Raw genomic sequence first — 15,813 nt, 5'->3', positions numbered from 1 at the left:
CAAGGGTGTGTCGATGACGCCTGGTGACCTGCGCTTCGTGTGGAGCCTGCCCTCCGGGGACGCCCTGGCCGGATGGCGAGCCCTGTGGTGGACCGTCGGGCCGAACCGCGAACTCGCGGTCGTGCTGGTCCACGAACGGAGCCTGACCCGCTCCCCGTACACCAGGGGATGGGTCGGCTGGCACGTGACCGCTCCGTGCGACGGCGTACTGGTCGTGATTTCGGACGGGGTGGAGCACCGCACTCCGGTGACCGGCCTCACGGCGCACACCGGCCACCTGGCCCTGCTCTCGTGGTCGCGGTTCCTGCTGGCCTCATCCCGTGCACACCGCGACAGGACGGGGAGGTGGGAGAGCAACGCGACGGTGTACTCCCGCGGGGGCTACCCGGTGGATCACCTCTGCATCGGCGACGACATCGACTACGTCCTCACCGACCGCGACGGCGGCATCTGGACTTCACACGGTGACGAGGGCATTTACGGAAGCCACCCCGCGTCCAGCGAGGGACTGGCCCGCTGGGACACCGACGGCACCCGGACCTGGGGCCCTCTGGGCCGACAACGGCTCCCTGTGCTGCCCCTCGGAGGGATCGCGGGCGCCACCGAGGGCGACGTGGCCTGGCTGGGCTGGTACGGCCACGAAGGTTCCTTCCTGTCCCGCGTCGACCCCTCCGCCGGCGGCACCACCAGCTACCGCCACCCCCTGAGGGAATCCGACGGCATCGCCGTACGCGGCACCCGGATGGTCCTCAGCCACGAGTTCCGCAACAGGCCCGGCATCGAGCTGAACCGCGCCGAACTCGTCGACGGAGCCTGGGTGATCACCTCCCGTGAGCGACTCCTGCTACCGGAGCCGGTGACCAGGCGCTGCGTTCAGGGACGCGATGGTGTTCTCTGGATCCGCGGCGGCGACACCTGGATGCAGTGCGAGGCCTGAGCCGCCGGGTACCGACGCCACGGCAGTGCTGGTCGCGGCCATTCGTCGACGGCTGCGACCAGCACTGTCGCTTCAACGGCGGCCGGGTCCGCCGGCCGCCGGCCGGATCACCGCGTCCGCCGACAGGTGGTCATCGGCCGCGCCGGCCTGCGTACGGTCCGCGGGAGGGACCGGGGTCGGCTCCGCCGAGGCGGGCGCGGGGGCGTCCGCGCTCCGGCGGCTGTTCGACCAGGCCGACCACAGCGCCGCGTAGCGGCCGCCCGCCGCGACGAGTTCGTCGTGCGTGCCCGTTTCGACGACCCGGCCGCCGTCCAGGACGACCACGCGGTCCGCCGCCGCGGCCTGCGGCAGGCGGTGGGCGACCAGGAGGCCCGTACGGCCCACCAGGGCGCGCGCGGCCGCCTCCTCCAGCACCCGGGCGCCCGCGCTGCCCGCGTCGGCGGTCGCCTCGTCCAGGATCGCGACGGGCGGGTCGGCGAGCACGAGCCGGGCGAGCGCCAGGTGCTGGGCCTGGGCGACGGTCAGCCGGTGCCCGCCCTCGCCGACCACGGTCGCGAGACCGTCGGGCAGGGCCTCCGCCCACTCCAGCGCACCCACCGCGTCGAGCGCGCCGCGCAGCTCCGCGTCCGAGGCCTCCGGCCGGGCCAGCCGCAGGTCCTCGGCCAACGGGCCTGCGAAGACGTGCACTTCCTGGCTGATCAGGGTCACGGCGCGGCGTACCCCCTCCGGACCCAGCTCGCGGACGTCGACCCCGCCGAGGGAGATCGTCCCGCTCGCGGGCGTGTGCACGCCGGCGACGACCTTCGCCAGGGTGGTCTTGCCGGCGCCGCTCGCGCCGACCAGCGCCACCCGCTCGCCGCTGTGCACGTCGAGGTCGACGCCGCTCAGGACGGGCGGCCCGTCGGCGTACGCGTGGCCGAGCCCGGTCACCTTCACCGAGCCGTCGGCCGGGACGCTCCCGCTCCGCGGCGCCGGCTCGGCGGGCAGGTTCGCGACGCCGATGAGGCGGGCGAAGCTCGCGCCCGCGGACTGGGCGTCGTCGAGGAGGAACAGCGCGGCGTTGACCGGGTTGAAGAGGCTGTGGAAGTACAGGGCGGCCGCGGTGGCCGTGCCGATGCTCACCGAGCCGTTCCGGACGAGCAGGAAACCGGTTCCGAGCATGGCGGCGAGCCCGATGTACTCGGCCAGGTTCAGCCGGGAGAAGAAGCCGGTGACGATGTGCAGCCCGCGCAGCGCCACGTCGCGGGCGGCGCCCGACCGGTCGGCGAGCAGGCCGGTGTGCCGCTCGTTCAGCCGGAAGGCGCGCACGGTGCGCACCCCGCCGATGCTGTCGAGCAGCTGGTGCTGGAGGGCGCCGGTGGCGACGCGGTGTTCGGCGTACACGGGTGCCGCGCGGCGCAGGTACCAGCGGACGGACAGCACCTGGACGGGCACGGCCAGCAGGGCGGCGAGGAGGAACCGCCAGTCGAGGACGGCGAGTCCGACGAGCGTGAGGAGGATGGTGAGCGCGGAGCGGGTGAACTCGGGCAGGGCCTGCCGCACCGACTTGGCGATCACGGCGACGTCGCTGGTGACGCGGGAGACGAGGTCTCCGGAGCCGGCTGCTTCGACCCGTTCGAGGGGCAGCCGCAGCGCCCGTTCGATGAACCGCTCGCGCACGGCGGCGAGGACGGTCTCGCCGAGCCGGGCCACGAGGGCGCTGCCGGCCGCGCCGGCGGCGCCGCGGGCCAGCGCGACCGCGACGAGCAGCACCAGCGGGAGGGTCAGGGCCCGCGGCCCCTCCTGGTCGACGACCAGGTCGACGACGTGGCCGAGCAGCGGGGCGGTCAGCAGGCCGATCCCGGTCCCGACGACCAGGACGAGGACGGCGCCGGCAGCGAGGAGCCGGTGGCCGTGGAGGATGGTGCGGAGCGCGGCCCGGCTCTCCGCGCCGCCGGCGGTGGGCAGGAGCGCGCGGTCCGTGCCGTCGTGCGTGCTGGTCCCGCTCATGTCCCTGTCCCTCTCCGTCCCCGGTTCGGCGGGGCCCGTGCGGTCCTCGTGTGCGGCGGTCATGCGAGCACCGCCGTGCGGTAGGCCTCGTCGGTGGTGACGAGTTCGGTGTGCGCGCCGGCGGCGGCGACGGTTCCCCCGTCGAGGACGACGACCCGGTCGGTCTCCGCGAGGAGGGCCGGGCTGGTCGTGATCAGGACGGTGGTGCGGCCCCGGCGGACCTCCCGCAGGCGGGCGGCGATCCGGGACTCGGTGACGGTGTCCACGGCGGTGGTCGGGTCGTGCAGGACGAGGACGGCGCGGTCGGCGGCGAGGGCCCGGGCGAGGGCGACGCGCTGGCGCTGGCCGCCGGAGAGGGACCGGCCGCGTTCGGCGAGGACGGTGTCCGCCCCGTCGGGGAGCAGCGCGGCGACCTCGTCTGCGGTGGAGGCGGCCAGGGCGGCGTCGACGGCGTCCGCGGCGGAATCGGCGGCACCCGCCCGTACGTTGTCCAGGAGGCTGGCCTCGAAGAGGTCGGCGTCGTGGTGGGCGACGAGGACGGTGCGGCGCAGCCGGTCGGGGTCGAGCTCGGTCAGGGGCACGCCGTCGAGTTCGACGCGTCCGCCGGCCGGGTCGGTCTCCCGGGCGAGGGCGAGGAGCAGGTCGTGGGCGGCGGCCGGGTCCCGGGTGACGACGCCGGTGAGGCTGCCGGCGGGGAAGTCGAGGTCGACCCCGCGCAGGGCGCCGAGGCGGACGTCCCGCAGCCGGAGGTGCCCGGCGCCGGTGTCCGGGCCGTCGGGCTGCCGTTCCCCGCCGTCGACGGCGGCGGGGGAGGCGAGGACCTCGGCGATCCGCCGGGCGGAGGCGCGCGCCTGGGCGAACTCGGCGTTGGAGTAGGCCAGCAGCTGGAAGGGGCCGAGGAGGAACTGGGCGAGGCCGACGGCGGCGACCAGGTCGCCGACGCTGATGCTGCCGTCCATCGCGAGGTAGGCGCCGGCGATGCCGATGGCCGCGATGAACACCCCGGTCAGGGCGAGCAGTGCGCCCTCGTGCCCGGCGCGGCTGCGGGCCGCGCGCAGTGCCGCGGCGAGGGAGTCCTGGCTGGTGGTGCGGTAGCGGGCCACGGCGGCCGCCTCGGCGCCCATGCCCTTGAGGACGCGCAGCCCGGAGACCAGGTCGGCGGCGACGCCGGAGGCGTGCGCGGCGCTCTCCTGCTCGGCCTCGCTGCGCCGCTCCAGGGGCCGGCTGATGCGGTGGCCGAGCCACAGCAGCGGCGGGATGCCGAGCAGTACGAGCAGGCCGAGCGGCACGGAGATCCGCAGCAGGGCCACGGCGCTGACGGTGAGGGCGGCGATCGCCGCACAGCCGTAGGGGAGGACGGTGGCGACCGAGCCGACGCGGCGGGCGTCGTTGGTGGCGATGCTGGTGAGCGCGCCCGGCAGCCGGTTCGCGTCGGCGCCGCCGCGCGGGTCGAGCACGCGGGCGCCGAGTTCGAGGCGGAGCCGGTGCGCGGCGTGCTCGCCGGCCCCCTCGGCGATCCTCGCGCTGGTCCGGTAGCAGGTGGACAGCACGAGGAAGAGGACGCCGAGCACCAGGAGCCAGCGCAGGAGCGACTGCGCGGACCCGGTGGCGACCGCGGTGTCGATGGCGGCGCCGATCACCACGGGCACCAGCGCCTCGCACCCCTGGTGGGTCATGCCGAGCAGGGAGGCAGAGACGACTCTGCGGCGCTGTCCCCTGATCGCCCGGCGGAGGACGAGCCCCCCGGTCGGTCCTCCAACTGGCATGTGACCCTCCATCCGGAGCTGCGGGAAGTTAGGTAAGGCTACTCTAAGAAATCGGTCGTCCATGCCGTGCTCGAACGTCTCCGCGGGTGTGGGTCGCGAGTCCATCTCGCCCTGCTTTCCCGCACGTTGACCCGCCCCCCACGTTCGGTTAGCCTCGCCTAAGTTGCAAGGCTCTTGTGCGCCGAGTCGCCGCCCCATCCCTACAGCAGACGAACGATCGCGGTACGCGTGCACCGCCGTCAGGGGGAAATGTCGTTGCCGGTCGAAACGCAGGCGGTGTCCCGGGAGGAGGCCGCCCCCGCCGTCGTGCCCCCGGCACGCGGCACCGCCACCGCCCTGCGGGGCGCGGGACTCCTCGCCGTACTCGCCGCACTGGTCCTGGTGTCGCTCCTCGGCGTGTGGACGGGGACGCGGGGCCTGCCGCTCAGCGAGGTCTGGAGCGTGCTCTGGCACCCGGACGGATCCGAGACCTCGATCATCATCCACGACTACCGCATCCCCAGAACCCTTCTCGGCCTGCTCGTCGGCGCAGCCCTCGGCCTGTCCGGGGCGCTGATGCAGGCGCTGACCCGCAACCCGCTCGCCGAGCCGGGCCTCCTCGGCATCAGCCTCGGATCGTCCGCCGGGGTCGTCGTCGCCCTCGCCTTCCTCGGCATCGGCTCCGTCCTCGGCTACGTCTGGTTCGCGTTCCTCGGCGCCGCCCTCGCCTCGGCCGTCGTCTACCTGCTGGGCTCCTCGGGGCGCAAGGTCGCCACACCGGACCGCCTGGTCGTCGCCGGCGCGGCCGTGACCGCCGTGCTGTACGCCTTCAACTCGGCCGTCCTGCTGCTGAACCCGAGCGCCTTCGACCAGTTCCGCTTCTGGACGGTCGGCTCACTCGCCGGCCGCTACCTCGACGTCGTCTACGTGATCCTCCCGTTCATCGCCGCAGGCCTGTTCATCGCCCTGCTGCTCGGCCCCTCGCTCAACGCCCTCGCCCTCGGCGACCAGATGGGCCGCGCCCTCGGCGTCAACGTCCACCGCACGCGGATCCTCGGCGCCGTCGGCGTCATGCTGCTGTGCGGCGCCGCCACGGCCGCCGCGGGGCCGATCGCCTTCGTCGGGCTCGTCGTCCCGCACATCGCCCGGTTCGTCGTCGGCCCCGACCAGCGCTGGGTCCTCGCGTACTCCATGCTCCTCGCACCCGTCCTGCTCATCGGCGCGGACATCGCGGGCCGAGTGATCGGCGCCCCCGGCGAAATCCAGGTCGGCATCGTCACCGCCTTCATCGGCGCCCCCGTGTTCCTGGCGCTGTGCCGTCGCCGAAAGCTGGTCATGCTGTGAGCGGCGCACGCGAGGCCGCCGGGCCGCAGACGAGTGTCAAGGCCGCACCTCTGCGCCTCGCGGGCGGAGAAGCGAACGAGGAGGCGCTGTGAGCGGCGCACGCGAGGCCGCCGGGCCGCAGACGAGTGTCAAGGCCGCACCTCTGCGCCTCGCGGGCGGAGAAGCGAACGAGGAGGCGCTGTGAGTCCTGTACGCCAGGCGGGGTCGGCCCCCGCCGCGAAGCCCCCTGCCGCGACCGGCCGGTTCGTTTACCGGCCCGGCGTGATCACCGGAACGGTGCTGCGCATCCCGGGAGCTCGCGGGGCGTCGGTACGGGTCCAGGGCAGGGCGCTGGCCGTGACCGCGGCGATCCTCCTCGCCCTGCTCGCCGTCATGGTCGTCTCGCTCACCACCGGCGACTACGAGCTCACCGTCGCCGAGGTCCTCCGGGCCCTGACCGGCGGCGACTCCGGTGGCGCCGACTTCGTCGTCAACACCCTCCGCCTGCCCCGCCTGCTGACCGCGGTCGCCGTGGGTGCCGCCCTCGCCGTCAGCGGCGCCCTCCTGACCAGCCTCACCGGCAATGCCCTCGGCAGCCCGGACATCATCGGCTTCACCAACGGCTCCGCTGTCGGCGCGCTCACCGTCATCATCGTCGTGCACGGCAGCATGGCCCAGATCGCGTTCGGCGCCCTGATCGGCGGCCTCGCCACCGCCGCCGCCGTCCACCTCCTCATGCTGGGCCGCGGCCTCCACGGCTTCCGGCTCGTCGTCATCGGCATCGGCGTCAGCGCGCTGCTCCTCGCCGTGAACTCGTACCTGATCACCAGGGCCACCTTCCAGGAGGCCCTGGAAGCCCAGGCCTGGCTGATCGGCAGCCTCGGCAACCGGGGCTGGACGCACGCCAACGCCATCCTCATCGCGGCCGCCGTCCTCCTCCCGCCCGCCTTCCTCCTCTCCCGCCGCCTCTCCATGGTGGAGATGGGCGACCTCACCGCCACGGCCCTCGGCGTGAACGTCACGCGGACCCGCGCCGTGCTGCTCCTCGTCAGCGTCGCCCTGGCCGCCTTCGCCACCGCGGTGACCGGCCCCATCTGGTTCATCGCCCTCGCCGCGCCCCAGCTCGCCCGCCGCCTGACCCGCACCGCCGGCCCGGCCCTGCTCCCGGCCGCGCTGATGGGCGCGCTGCTGCTCGCCGCGAGCGACGTCGCCGCGCAGCGCCTGTTCGCCCCGGCCCTCCTCCCCGTCGGCACGGCCACCGGCACCATCGGCGGGCTGTACCTCATCTGGCTGCTGATCACCGAGTCGCGAAAGAGCCGCGCATGACTGGAACGAACCTCCCGACGCCCCGGCTGCGCGCCGAGGACCTGACGCTCTGCTACGACCAGCGGACGGTGGCCACCCACCTCGGCGTCGACATCCCCGACCACTCCTTCACCGTGATCATCGGACCGAACGCCTGCGGCAAGTCCACGCTCCTCAAAGCCCTCGCGCGGATGCTCCGGCCCCGCCACGGCCGGGTCCTCCTCGACGGCGCGGCCATCGCCTCGTACCGCTCGCGCGAGGTCGCCCGCCGCATCGGTCTGCTCCCGCAGACCTCCACCGCCCCCGGCGGCATCACCGTCGGCGACCTCGTCGCCCGCGGCCGCTACCCGCACCAGGGGATGCTCAGGCAGTGGTCCGCCGAGGACGAGGCGGCCGTCGTCGAGGCGATGCGGCAGACCGGAGTCCTGGAGCTCGCGGACAGGCCCGTCGACGACCTCTCCGGCGGCCAGCGCCAGCGCGTCTGGCTGTCCATGGTGCTCGCCCAGCAGACGTCGCTGCTCCTGCTGGACGAGCCCACCACCTTCCTCGACATCGCCCACCAGGTCGACGTCCTCGACCTGTGCGCCGAACTCCACGCCCGCAAGGGCCACACCGTCGTGGCCGTGCTGCACGACCTCAACCAGGCGTGCCGCTACGCCACCCACCTGATCGTGATGCGCCCCGGCGGCACGATCGCCGCGCAGGGCGCCCCCGCCGACGTCATGACCGCCGAACTCGTCGAGGACGTATTCGGACTGCCCTGCCGCATCATCGACGACCCCGAGACCGGCACGCCCCTGATGGTGCCGGCCGCACCCAGGCGGTTCGCACCGGAGGACCCCGAAGACACCGCGGACGGCGCCCCGGCTGCCGCCACCGACGCCGTGATGGCCGAACCCCGTTGAGGACGGACAGCGCATGATGTTGTGCACGAGGCTGACGAACGCGAACATCCTCACCATGGACCCCGGCCACCCGGTCGCCCGCGACCTGGGCATCTGGCGGGGCCGCATCGTCGGCCTCGACGGGGCCGTCACCTCCCTGCCCGCCCGGGAGGTCGTCGACCTGCAAGGGGCCACCGTGCTCCCCGGGTTCATCGACAGCCACGTGCACCTGTCGTGGACGGGCCTGAAGGCCCGCACCCCGAGCATCGCCGGCCTCACCCGCATCGACGACGTCCTCGCCGCCATCGACGGCGCCGTCTCCCGCTCGCGCGGGGCCGGCGCCTGGGTCAGCATCGGCGGCTACGACCAGCGGGCCCTCGGCCGGCACCTCACCGCCGCCGAACTCGACACCGTCAGCCGCGGCCGCCGCCTCTTCCTCATGCACGACTCCGGGCACGCCTGTGTCGTCAACAGCGCCGTCCTCGCCATGCTCCCGGCCGACGTCCCGCACCAGGACGGCCTCCTCGTCGAGAGCGCCATGGGCGCCGTACGCCGCCTGCGGCTGCCGTACTCCCAGGCCGACCTCGCCGACGCCATCGAGCACGCCGGCCGCGGCTGCCTCGCCGAGGGCATCACCGCCTGCGCCGAGGCCGGCATCGGCGGCGGCCTCCTCGGCCACAGCCCCGTCGAACTCGGCGCCTACCAACTCCTGCGCGACGAGGGCCGCCTCCCGCTGCGGGTCCAGCTCATGCCGGGCGGCGACACCCTGAAGCCGGCCGCGGCCCACGAGCACGACGGCATCCCCCGCGCGCTCGACCTCGGCCTGCGAACCGGCTTCGGCGACGACTGGCTCTCCGTCGGCGCACTGAAGATCTACACCGACGGCGGCATGATGGCGCGGACGGCCGCGCTCACCGAGCCGTACGAGGGAATGGACGGCCACACCGGGCAGCTCCAGGACGACCCGGAGCGCCTCACCGGCCTCATCGTGGACGGGCACCTCGGCGGCTGGCAGCTCGCCGTCCACGCCATCGGCGACCGGGCCGCCGACCTCGCCCTCGACGCCCTGGAGCGGGCGCAGCGGCTGCGGCCGCGGCCCGGCGCACGCCACCGCATCGAGCACGCCGGGCTGATCCGCCCCGACCAGCTCCCGCGCTTCGCCCACCTCGGCGTCAGCGCCGTCGTCCAGCCCAACTTCCTGCGCTGGTTCGGCGACGACTACGCCGCGGTCATGGGGGAGCGCCGCGCGCCGTGGATGTACCGGGGCCGCGGCTTCCTCGACCACGGGGTGACCCTCGTCGGCAGCTCCGACCGGCCGGTGACGGACGGATCGCCGCTGCGGGCGGTCCAGTTCATGGTCGAGCGCGCGTCCGCCTCGGGCGCCCTCATCGGCCCCGACGAGGCCGTCACGGTCGAGGAGGCCCTGTACGCGTACACGGTCGCGGGCGCGTACGCCTGCCACTGGGACGACAGCGCCGGCAGCCTCACCGCGGGCAAGCGGGCCGACCTGGTCGTCCTCGGCGACGACCCGCGCCGGGTCGAGGCCTCCCGGATCGGGGACATCGAGGTCGTGACGACCCTCGTGGACGGCCGGGACACGAGGGAGGCCTGGGCCAAGTAGCCGGGTCGGGGTGCTCGGGGGGCGCGGCGCGCCTCCGGTTTGGCCCCGCGGGCGAGGTAAGGCTAACCTAACTTCCGTCTCCGCCACCGGAGTCGCGCGGCGACCCGGTCTCTCCGGGCGCTCCCCGGCTCCCTCCGGGAGCCCTGCCCGCGCACGGTGGAACCCGAGGAAGGAACGCCTTGACCACGGCCCCGCCGCCTCCCGTCGCGCTGCCCCGCACCCGCCTCCGCATCCCCCACCCCTCCACCGCCCCCGCGTTCACCGTGCGGCCGGCCCGCCGGGACGACGCACCGGCGCTCGCCGCGCTCTCCCGGCCGTTCGTCCGCACCGGAGCCCTGCGCGAGCGCCCGCTCTCCCTCTACCTCGCGCACGCGGCCGACTTCCTCGTCGCGCAGGCCCCGGACGGCGCCCTCGAAGGCTGCCTCGGGCTGCGCGTCCACCCCGCCGCAGGCGTGCTGTACAACTTCTGCGTCGCCCCGCACCGGCAGGGCTCGGGTGTGGGTGCCCTGCTCCTCCAGGCGGCGTTCTCCCGGGCCCGCCACCGCTCCCTGACGGCCCTGTTCACCGCCACCACCGGCAGCGGCCGCCTCTTCCTCCGTCACGGCTTCGCCCCGGTCGGCCCGGCCCTGGCCCCGGCCGCCTGGGCGCGCTCCCTGGATCCGGCCCGCGGCGCCCGCGTCCTGGCCTGCCCGCTGTAGGGCCTGGCGGCTGCCGTCACCCGCCGTCACCCGCCGGCGCCGGCCGCGGCGTCGAGGATCGCGGGCAGGGCCGCCAGGAGCGCGTCCGCCTCGGCCTTCGGCAGGGTCAGGGCCGGGGCCAGGCGTACGGTGTCCGGGCCCGCCGCGTTGACGAGGAACCCGGCATCCTGCGCCGCCGCCTGCACCCGTACGGCGGCCGGCTCGGCGAGCGCGACGCCCAGGAGCAGCCCTGCCCCGCGCACCTCGCGGACCAGGGGGTGTCCCAGCGCCCCGATACCGCGCTTCAGCCGCTCGCCCAGCCAGGCGGCGTGGGGGAGGAGCCCCTCCTTCCCGACGGTCTCCAGCACGGCCAGCCCGGCCGCGCACGCGACGGGGTTCCCGCCGAAGGTGGAGCCGTGCTGCCCGGGAGTCAGCAGCCCCGCGGCCGGACCGAGCGCGACGGTCGCGCCGATCGGCAGTCCGCCGCCCAGGCCCTTGGCAAGGGTGACCACGTCCGGGTCGACGCCCGGCACCGCCTGGTGCGCGAACCAGTGCCCGGTGCGCCCGATCCCCGTCTGCACCTCGTCCAGGACCAGGAGGCTGCCCGCGGCCCGGGTGATCTCGCGCGCCGCGCGCAGGTAGCCCTCCGGAGCGGGGACCACTCCGCCCTCGCCCTGCACCGGCTCCAGGAACACCGCGGCCGTCCGCTCCGTCACGGCCGCGCGGAGCGCCGCCGCGTCGCCGTACGGGACGTGCGTCACCTCCCCCGGCAGCGGCAGGAACGGGGCCCGCTTGGCCGGCTGGCCGGTGAGGGCCAGCGCACCCATGGTGCGCCCGTGGAACCCGCCCTCGGCGGCGACCACGTGCGGGCGACCCGTCCGGCGGGCGATCTTGAACGCGGCTTCGACGGCCCCGGCGCCCGAGTTCGCGAAGAACACCCGGCCCGGTGCGCCCAACAGGTCCAGGAGCCGCTCCGCCAGGGCGACAGGCGGCTCCGAGACGAACAGGTTCGACACGTGCCCGAGCCGCGCGGCCTGCGCCGCGACCGCCGCGACGACGGCCGGGTGGGCGTGCCCGAGGGTGTTGACGGCGATCCCGCCGGTGAAGTCCGTGTAGGCGCGCCCCGCCTCGTCCCACACGGTGCTGCCCTCGCCCCGGACCAGGGCCAGCGGGGGAGTTCCGTAGGTGTCCATCATGACCGCCCGCCACCGTCCGGTGAGCGGGGTATCGGCGGCAGGGCTCATGGCCGGGCCTCCTCGGGTGCGGGCCGGCCGGGGCGTTCGTCCGGCACGATCGTGGTGCCGGAGCTCTTCCCGGCGGTGAAGCCGTGCAGCACGGCGTGCGGTACGCGGCCGTCGAGGACCTGGGCCCGGCCCACGCCCGCCCGTACGGCCTGCAGGCAGCCCTCCATCTTCGGCAGCATGCCGCTCGCGAGGCCCGGCAGCAGCCCGCCCAGCTCGGAGGCCGTCAGCCGCTCGATCACCTCGGTGCCGTGCGGCCAGTCCGCGTACAGCCCCGCGACGTCGGTGAGGACGACGAGCCGGGCCGCGCCGAGCGCGACCGCCAGCGCCGACGCGGCGAGATCGGCGTTGACGTTGTAGACCTGCCCGTCCGTGCCGCGCGCGACGGGGGAGACGACCGGGATGCGGCCCTCGTCGAGTAAGGCCCGCAGGGTGTCGGGGGCGACGGCCACGACCTCGCCGACCTGCCCGAGGTCCACGGGCCGCCCGTCCACCTCGGCCCTGCGCCGCACGGCGGTCAGCGTGTGCGCGTCCTCGCCGGACAGGCCCACGGCGTACGGGCCGTGGGCGTTGATCGCTCCGACGAGCTCCCGCTGGATACGGCCCGTCAGCACCATCCGCACGACGTCCATGGCCTCGGGGGTCGTCACCCGCAGGCCCGCCTCGAAGCGGGACTCCAGGCCCAGCCGGTCGAGCATGGCGCTGATCTGCGGGCCGCCCCCGTGGACGACGACCGGCAGCAGTCCGGCCCGCCGCAACTCCACGACGTCGTCGGCGAAGGCGCCGAGGAGCGCCCCGTCCACCATGGCGTTGCCGCCGAACTTGACGACGACGGTCCGGCCCCGGAGCCCCTCGGCCCAGGACGGGGCCCCGGACGGTGCTCCGGCCTCCGGGGCCGGCCGTGCGACTGCGGTAAGCATCTGTGTCCCCACCCCGTTCATGAGCTGTAGGCGCTGTTCTCGTGGACGTACTCGGCCGTGAGGTCGTTGGTCCACAGGACCGCCGACGCGTCGCCGGAGCGCAGGTCCACCGTGAGGCTGATCCGGCGGCCCGACAGGTCCGCCTCCTCCCGGGGCTCGCCGGGGGCTCCGTCGCGGCAGACCCACACGCCGTTGATGGCCACGTCCAGCCGGTCCGGGTCGAAGACGGCGTCGGTCGTGCCGATCGCGGAGAGGACCCGGCCCCAGTTGGGGTCCTCGCCGTGCAGAGCGCACTTGAGGAGGTTGTTCCGGGCGACGGAGCGGCCCACGGTGACGGCGTCCTCCTCCGTGGCCGCGCCGACGACCGCCACCTCGATCTCCTTCGACGCCCCTTCGGCGTCCGCGACCAGCTGCCGGGCCAGGTCCAGGCAGACGGCGTGCACGGCGTCGGCGAACTCCGCCGGGTCCGGGGCCGTGCCGGAGGCGCCCGAGGCGAGCAGCAGCACGGTGTCGTTGGTGGACATGCAGCCGTCGGAGTCCACCCGGTCGAAGGTGGTGCGGACGGCGGCGCGCAGCGCGGAGTCCAGCAGCCGGGCGTCGGCGTCGGCGTCCGTGGTGAGGACCACCAGCATGGTGGCGAGGCCCGGGGCGAGCATCCCCGCGCCCTTCGCCATGCCGCCGACCGTCCACCCGGACCGGGAGACGGCGGCCGTCTTGTGCACCGAGTCCGTCGTCTTGACGGCCACGGCCGCGTCGTCGCCGCCGTCGGGAGACAGGGCGCCCGCGGCGGTGTCGATGCCGGGCAGGAGGCGGTCCATCGGCAGGCGCACGCCGATCAGGCCGGTGGAGCAGACGGCCACCTCGTCCGGGTCGGCGCCGACGGCCCGCGCCGTGCGCTCCGCCGCCGCCCGGGTGTCGGCGGCGCCGTCCGGCCCCGTACAGGCGTTGGCGCCGCCGGAGTTGAGGACGACGGCGGCGACCCGCCGGCCCGCGACCACGCGCCGGGACCAGCGGACGGGCGCGGCCTGCACCCGGTTGGAGGTGAAGACGCCGGCGGCGGCCCGGGACGGCCCCCGGTTCACCACCAGCGCCACGTCGGGATGCCCGGACTCCTTGATCCCGGCGGCGACGCCGCTCGCGAGGAATCCCTGGGCAGCGGTCACGCTCACGGAGCGACTCCATTCGTGGGCAGGCCCAGCCACTCCGGCAGGCCGAGGGCTGCGTTCATGCTCTGCACCGCGCCGCCGGCGGTGCCCTTGGTCAGGTTGTCGATCGCGCTCACGCAGATCAGGCGGCGCGCGTCGGAGTCCACGGCCACCTGCACCTGGACCGTGTTGGAGCCGAGCACCGCACCGGTGGACGGCCACCGGCCGGGCGGCAGCAGCCGCACGAACGGCTCGTCCGCGTACGCCGCTTCGAAGACCGCGCGCACCGCCTGCTCGCCGCCGGCCGCCGCACCGGGCCGGAGCCGGGCGGAACAGGTGGCGAGGATGCCGCGGGGCATGGGCGCGAGCGTCGGAGTGAAGGAGACCGTCACGCGCTCGCCGGCCACCCGCGACAGGTTCTGGACGAGCTCGGGGGTGTGCCGATGGCCGCCGCCGACCCCGTACGGGGTCATCGACCCCATTGCCTCGGCGCCGAGGAGGTGCGGCTTGAGCGCCCGTCCCGCCCCCGAGGTGCCGCTCGCGGCGACGACCACCGCCTCCGGCTCCACCAGCCCGGCCGCGTAGGCGGGGAACAGCGCCAGCGTGACCGCCGTCGGATAGCAGCCGGGCACGGCGATCCGCGAGGCACCCCTCAACTCCGGCCGCGCGCCCGGTAGTTCGGGGAGGCCGTACGGCCAGGTTCCGGCGTGCTCCGTTCCGTAGAACCGCTTCCAGTCGGCCGGATCGCGCAGCCGGAAGTCGGCGCCGCAGTCCACGACCAGGACCTCCGGATCCAGTTCGCGGGCGAGGGGCGCCGACTGCCCGTGCGGGAGGGCGAGGAACACCACGTCGTGCCCGCGCAGCGTGCGCGCCGACGTCTCCTCCAGCACCCGGTCGGCAGGGCCGGCCAACTGGGGCTGTACGTCGCCGAGACGGCGGCCGGCGCTGCTGTGGCCGGTGACGGCGCCGATCTCCGTCCCGGGATGCGAGGTGAGCAGACGCAGGATCTCTCCGCCGGCGTAGCCGCTGGCTCCGGCCACCGCGACCCGTAGGGTCATGTTCTTCCGTCTCCTGGTGTGGGGGTGCGCGGGACGCGCCGAAGGGCAACTCCGCACTTCAATTCAGGTAAGGCTAACCTTACTTACCCCTTCCGACCCACTCCCGGGCAGCAACTCGGAGGCGTGACGCACGTCACGCCCCGGACCTCGATCCCGCCACTCAGGGAGACCTGGGTCACACTCCGGTGCGGAAGCCGCACGTATGATCGACTTCTGTGGCCGGTTACCGGTCACGCGCAGGGGGCCTGAGGCGCGAAAGCAGCCTCCACATCACGGACACGGGGGTGCCGAGGATGCCGTTCGCACGCGACACGTACCACCCGGAGTCCGGCACCACGCAGCACGGCCCCCGCGGGGAGAGGTTCTGGATCGCAATGCCCGCGGACGTGAACACCTCCTCGCCTGGCGACTTTCCGGGAGCAGATCGAGACGGGCTGAACCGCGCGGGCGTTCCGACGCGCCGGTTACGGCAGGTGTGGTCCGTGGCGGGCCACTGAACGGGGGAAATCAACATGGGCTTCGACAGTGAATGGGAGGCGCTGCGCGGGCAGGCCTCCGACCGGCAGACGGGCATGCGGTTGAACCAGGTCGCCCCGGAGCGCTCGGGACCCACGCCGGGCGGCGGGCCCGCGGACTTCGGCTCGACGCCGGCGGAGAAGAAGGCCGCGGCCAACACGATCGAGACCGAGCTGGAGCCGAACACGAAGAAGGCGACGGACTGGGCCGACGAGGCGTCCGAAACCGCGGTCAAGACGTTCGACGGCTGGCAGACGGCGACCGGTCTGAAGAAGGTCCAGTCGACCTGGGACCAGCAGGTGAAGACGCTCATGGGCCGGCTGTCGCACGAGAAGAACGCCCTGCGCGGCGCAACCGGGCTCTTCACCCAGAACGACCTGGGCATCCGCGGGCAGTTCGCGCCGATCTCGAAGTCGCGGCTCGGCGGCATATAGGCGCGGCACCATGACGAT

General features: G+C 74.6%; 13 protein-coding genes. 7 read left to right on the top strand and 6 right to left on the bottom strand.

The window, feature by feature from the left end:
* Positions 1-13: 13 nt before the first annotated feature.
* A complete protein-coding gene (locus tag IE170_RS21155) occupies positions 14-937 on the top strand; it encodes a hypothetical protein (RefSeq protein ID WP_189811003.1) in 924 nt (307 codons plus the stop codon).
* 72 nt (positions 938-1,009) lie between these two features.
* Here IE170_RS21155 and IE170_RS21150 read toward each other — a convergent pair whose 3' ends face one another.
* Both IE170_RS21150 and IE170_RS21145 read right to left on the bottom strand, forming a co-directional pair.
* A complete protein-coding gene (locus IE170_RS21150; RefSeq protein ID WP_223857070.1) occupies positions 1,010-2,989 on the bottom strand; it encodes an ABC transporter ATP-binding protein in 1,980 nt (659 codons plus the stop codon).
* Entirely contained in the window at positions 2,986-4,692 is a 1,707-nt protein-coding gene (locus tag IE170_RS21145; protein WP_189811001.1) for an ABC transporter transmembrane domain-containing protein, read from the bottom strand. The genes IE170_RS21150 and IE170_RS21145 overlap by 4 nt, the downstream gene beginning before the upstream one ends.
* 249 nt (positions 4,693-4,941) lie before the next feature.
* On the opposite strand from IE170_RS21145, the gene IE170_RS21140 reads away from it, so the two are divergent.
* The 5 genes from IE170_RS21140 (at position 4,942) to IE170_RS21120 (ending at position 10,502) form a co-directional block, all read left to right on the top strand.
* Positions 4,942-6,015, top strand: a complete 1,074-nt coding sequence (locus tag IE170_RS21140; protein ID WP_189811000.1) for a FecCD family ABC transporter permease — start codon at positions 4,942-4,944, stop codon at positions 6,013-6,015.
* A 180-nt stretch (positions 6,016-6,195) separates the two neighbouring features.
* A complete protein-coding gene (locus IE170_RS21135; protein WP_189810999.1) occupies positions 6,196-7,320 on the top strand; it encodes a FecCD family ABC transporter permease in 1,125 nt (374 codons plus the stop codon).
* Complete coding sequence (locus IE170_RS21130) at positions 7,317-8,204, top strand: ABC transporter ATP-binding protein (RefSeq protein ID WP_189810998.1); 888 nt, start codon at positions 7,317-7,319, stop codon at positions 8,202-8,204. Before IE170_RS21135 ends, IE170_RS21130 begins: the two co-directional genes overlap by 4 nt.
* A 16-nt stretch (positions 8,205-8,220) precedes the next feature.
* Positions 8,221-9,804, top strand: coding sequence for an amidohydrolase (locus IE170_RS21125; RefSeq protein WP_189811051.1), 1,584 nt, complete (start codon positions 8,221-8,223; stop codon positions 9,802-9,804).
* A gap of 179 nt (positions 9,805-9,983) precedes the next feature.
* On the top strand, positions 9,984-10,502 hold the full coding sequence (locus IE170_RS21120) for a GNAT family N-acetyltransferase (RefSeq protein WP_373299028.1): 519 nt from the start codon (positions 9,984-9,986) through the stop codon (positions 10,500-10,502).
* A 26-nt stretch (positions 10,503-10,528) separates the two neighbouring features.
* Here IE170_RS21120 and IE170_RS21115 read toward each other — a convergent pair whose 3' ends face one another.
* The 4 genes from IE170_RS21115 to argC are packed head-to-tail and all read right to left on the bottom strand — an operon-like array spanning position 10,529 to position 14,845.
* Entirely contained in the window at positions 10,529-11,725 is a 1,197-nt protein-coding gene (locus tag IE170_RS21115) for an acetylornithine transaminase (RefSeq protein WP_189810997.1), read from the bottom strand.
* Positions 11,722-12,642 (bottom strand): acetylglutamate kinase, encoded by a 921-nt coding sequence (gene argB, locus IE170_RS21110; protein ID WP_189810996.1) that lies wholly within the window; start codon positions 12,640-12,642, stop codon positions 11,722-11,724. Before argB ends, IE170_RS21115 begins: the two co-directional genes overlap by 4 nt.
* A gap of 17 nt (positions 12,643-12,659) precedes the next feature.
* Complete coding sequence (gene argJ, locus IE170_RS21105) at positions 12,660-13,811, bottom strand: bifunctional glutamate N-acetyltransferase/amino-acid acetyltransferase ArgJ (RefSeq protein WP_189810995.1); 1,152 nt, start codon at positions 13,809-13,811, stop codon at positions 12,660-12,662.
* Entirely contained in the window at positions 13,808-14,845 is a 1,038-nt protein-coding gene (gene argC / locus IE170_RS21100) for an N-acetyl-gamma-glutamyl-phosphate reductase (protein WP_189810994.1), read from the bottom strand. The genes argJ and argC overlap by 4 nt, the downstream gene beginning before the upstream one ends.
* A 512-nt stretch (positions 14,846-15,357) precedes the next feature.
* Here argC and IE170_RS21095 point away from each other — a divergent pair.
* Positions 15,358-15,795, top strand: coding sequence for a hypothetical protein (locus IE170_RS21095; RefSeq protein ID WP_189810993.1), 438 nt, complete (start codon positions 15,358-15,360; stop codon positions 15,793-15,795).
* Positions 15,796-15,813 lie beyond the last annotated feature (18 nt).

Source organism: Streptomyces toxytricini, from assembly GCF_014649915.1.
Taxonomy (GTDB): Bacteria; Actinomycetota; Actinomycetes; order Streptomycetales; family Streptomycetaceae; genus Streptomyces; species Streptomyces toxytricini.
The sequence above is the reverse complement of the archived record's forward strand: the minus strand, read 5'-3'. Positions and strand labels throughout refer to the sequence as shown.

Coding starts and splice junctions, on each gene's coding strand:
- IE170_RS21130 (WP_189810998.1), top strand. CDS start 7,317: ATGACTGGAACGAACCTCCCGACGCCCCGGCTGCGCGCCGAGGACCTG.
- IE170_RS21150 (WP_223857070.1), bottom strand. CDS start 2,989: ATGACCGCCGCACACGAGGACCGCACGGGCCCCGCCGAACCGGGGACG.
- IE170_RS21140 (WP_189811000.1), top strand. CDS start 4,942: ATGTCGTTGCCGGTCGAAACGCAGGCGGTGTCCCGGGAGGAGGCCGCC.
- IE170_RS21115 (WP_189810997.1), bottom strand. CDS start 11,725: ATGAGCCCTGCCGCCGATACCCCGCTCACCGGACGGTGGCGGGCGGTC.
- argB (WP_189810996.1), bottom strand. CDS start 12,642: ATGCTTACCGCAGTCGCACGGCCGGCCCCGGAGGCCGGAGCACCGTCC.
- IE170_RS21095 (WP_189810993.1), top strand. CDS start 15,358: ATGGGCTTCGACAGTGAATGGGAGGCGCTGCGCGGGCAGGCCTCCGAC.
- argC (WP_189810994.1), bottom strand. CDS start 14,845: ATGACCCTACGGGTCGCGGTGGCCGGAGCCAGCGGCTACGCCGGCGGA.
- IE170_RS21145 (WP_189811001.1), bottom strand. CDS start 4,692: ATGCCAGTTGGAGGACCGACCGGGGGGCTCGTCCTCCGCCGGGCGATC.
- IE170_RS21155 (WP_189811003.1), top strand. CDS start 14: ATGACGCCTGGTGACCTGCGCTTCGTGTGGAGCCTGCCCTCCGGGGAC.
- IE170_RS21125 (WP_189811051.1), top strand. CDS start 8,221: ATGTTGTGCACGAGGCTGACGAACGCGAACATCCTCACCATGGACCCC.